This window comes from Methylobacterium sp. WL6 (assembly GCF_008040095.1).
In the GTDB taxonomy this organism is placed as follows: Bacteria; Pseudomonadota; Alphaproteobacteria; order Rhizobiales; family Beijerinckiaceae; genus Methylobacterium.
In genome coordinates this window covers 1-1,160 of the sequence record NZ_VRVH01000583.1, presented here as the reverse complement: position 1 = coordinate 1,160, position 1,160 = coordinate 1, and the positions used below count along the sequence as shown (strand labels likewise).

Here is a 1,160-nt window from a genome sequence, read left to right as displayed (position 1 = left end):
CCCCCCCCCCCCCCCCCCCCCCCCCCCCCCGGCTGGTCCGTCCTCCCCCCGCCCCCCCCCCCCGCGCCCCCTCCCGCTTCGCCCGCCGCGGCCGCGGCGCCGCCGGCCCAGCCGAACGACGGGCCGGGCGGCGTCGGCGACCGCAAGCTTACCATCGTCAAGCGCGCGGTCGGGCGCACCGGCGCCTCGACCTTCGTGTTCCACGCCGCCGGCGCGGCCCCCGCCGAGGGGCGCCCGGTCGCGGTGCTCCTGCACGGCTGGGGCGCCACCAACCCGCAGAGCTACGGCGCCTGGATCGACCATCTCGCCCGCAACGGCTGGCTCGTCCTGTTCCCGCGCTTCCAGGACGTGAACCGGACCCGGCCCGTCGATGCGGTCGCCAACGCGGAGGGCGCGCTCAAGACCGCCTTCGAGGCGCTGGCCGCCGACGCGGAGGGCAAGCCCGACCTGGGGAAGGTCGCGCTGATCGGCCACCTCGCGGGCGTCCCGCTCGCCATGGACATCGCGGCCGACGCGAAGGCGCAGGACCTGCCCGTGCCGAAGCTGGTGTTCGGGGTGATGCCGGGCGGCATCGCCAGCGGGCCGAAGTCGCGCGGCATCGTGCTCGGCGATCTCGCGAAGATCGCGCCGCAGACGCTGCTGATCGCCATGATCGGCGATCGCGACGCCCGCGCGGCCGACCTGGCCGCCCGCCGGCTGCTGCGCGAGGCGAGCGCCGTGCCGACGGAACGCAAGCTATTCATGCGCGCGCTTTCCGACGACCACGGCTTCCCGGCGCTCACCGCGACGCTCGCGGCGCCGGCCGGGCTCGATGCCGCGTTCGACGGCGCGGCGATCAAGCTGCCGGCCGACCCGAAGGACACCAAGCCGCCGCCGTTCAAGTGGTCGGCCGACATGTCGCTCTCCGGCGAGCAGCAGACGCTGGTGGCGCAGATCAACAACGCCCGCGCCGACACCCTCGACTACCTCGCGTTCTGGAAGACCTTCGACCTCGCGGCGACCGCGGCCTTCGCCGGTCAGGACGCCACCGGCCTGAAGACCAATCCGCGCTTCGGCGACATGGAGCGCTGGGCCGACGGCTGGCCGGTGAAGCGCCTCTTCGTCGAGACGCCGCGCGCGAGCCCGCCCGCCGCCGTCACGCCGGCGGCGACGGCCGGCAC

The 1,160-nt window shown here is 75.9% G+C and carries 1 protein-coding gene; it reads left to right on the top strand.

All coding sequences use genetic code 11. From position 1 onward, the window contains the following. Positions 1-1,160 (top strand): alpha/beta hydrolase (locus FV230_RS28555; protein ID WP_246695049.1); only part of this gene is annotated, 1,160 nt, incomplete at both ends.